The sequence below is a fragment of the Streptomyces sp. GLSS-08 genome, assembly GCF_056387915.1.
This window is the reverse complement of the sequence record NZ_JBWJAQ010000047.1, coordinates 1-1,290: the sequence shown is the minus strand read 5'-3', so window position 1 is coordinate 1,290 and position 1,290 is coordinate 1. Positions and strand designations below refer to the sequence as shown.

General features: G+C 66.0%; 1 protein-coding gene. It reads right to left on the bottom strand.

Going from position 1 to position 1,290, the window contains the following annotated elements:
* Positions 1-47: 47 nt before the first annotated feature.
* Positions 48-1,232: an IS701 family transposase gene (locus AC0ZLC_RS34255; protein WP_476755816.1), complete on the bottom strand. Its 1,185-nt coding sequence runs from the start codon at positions 1,230-1,232 to the stop codon at positions 48-50.
* Between the last annotated feature and the right edge of the window lie 58 nt (positions 1,233-1,290).

The window sequence follows — 1,290 nt, the reverse complement described above, 5'->3', positions numbered from 1 at the left end:
CAGAACGTCATCGACCGGGGTAGGACGGCGGTTCGTGAGGCGGGTGATCAGGCGTCGGATCTCGGCAAAGCTGAGGTGGATGAGCTGGGAGGATCCGTTTCTGCTTTCTCCGTGTCCAGCTCTCGGGCTCGCAGGACGGTCAGGCAGGCATGGGCTGCCATGGCCAGGGTCATGTGGCGGTGCCAGCCGGGGTAGCGGCGGACCTGGTAGTCATCCAGGCCGCATTCCTGTTTCGCGGTCTGGAAGCATTCCTCGACAGCCCATCGGCTGCCCGCGATGCGGATCAGCTCGTCCAGCGTCGTCTGGGCCGGGCAGTAGGCGATGTAGTAGGAGATCTCCTCGGGCCTGCTGACACTGCGGCGGGCGAGAACCCAGTGTCGGCGGTCCTCGCGGTGCCAGGGCCGGACCTCGACGCGGGCCCAGTCGAAGATCCTTTGGCCGTGAGCTCCTTCACCGCAGGAACGGCGCTTCCACTTCTGCCGCGGCAGGCCGGGAAACAGGTCGTGGACGGGGTGATCGATGGACCAGCGGGTGACGACCGTGTCGTGCCGGGTGGTGGCCATGACGTGGAAGACATCCGCCTGCTCCAGCTCGAACCGCCAGCCCTTGCTGAAGCCGTAGGCGGCGTCCGCAGTCACCCAGCCGAACGGGACCCGGTCGGCGATAGCCCGGCGGACCATCGCCTTGGCCATGGCCACCTTCGTCTCGAAGCCGACCGTGTCGTCGATGCCCGCCCGCCGGCACCGTTCCCGGTCGTCCGTCCAGGACGTGGGCAGATACAACCGCCGGTCAATGAGCGTGCGTCCGCGATCGGTCGCGTAGGCGAGAAACACCCCGATCTGGCTGTTTTCGGTGCGGCCGGCGGTGCCGGAGTACTGCCTTTGCACTCCGGCAGAGCGGATGCCCTTCTTGAGGAAGCCGGTGTCATCGACGATCAGGACGGCATCCCGGTCTCCGAGGTGCTCGAAGACGTAGTCGCGCACGTCGTCCAGGACCTCGTCGGCATCCCACTCGATTCTGTTCAACAACCGATGGATGCGGTCCGGCCCGCCATGTCCGGCCTCCTCCGCCAGTGTCCACCCGTTCTTGCGCTGCAACGGCGCAAGGAGCCCTCGCATGTAAGCCAACGCCGACTGACGCGGCTCCTCGCGACTGAATCTGTGCACGAACCGCTCATGCAGAGCGTCCAGCTCACCCGCCCACAACCTGACACCAGCAAGGTCCCCACCCATAACCACCCCAACGAGCGAGATGGCCAGCAGTCACGGCAAGCACCGTTGCAGTACTAGG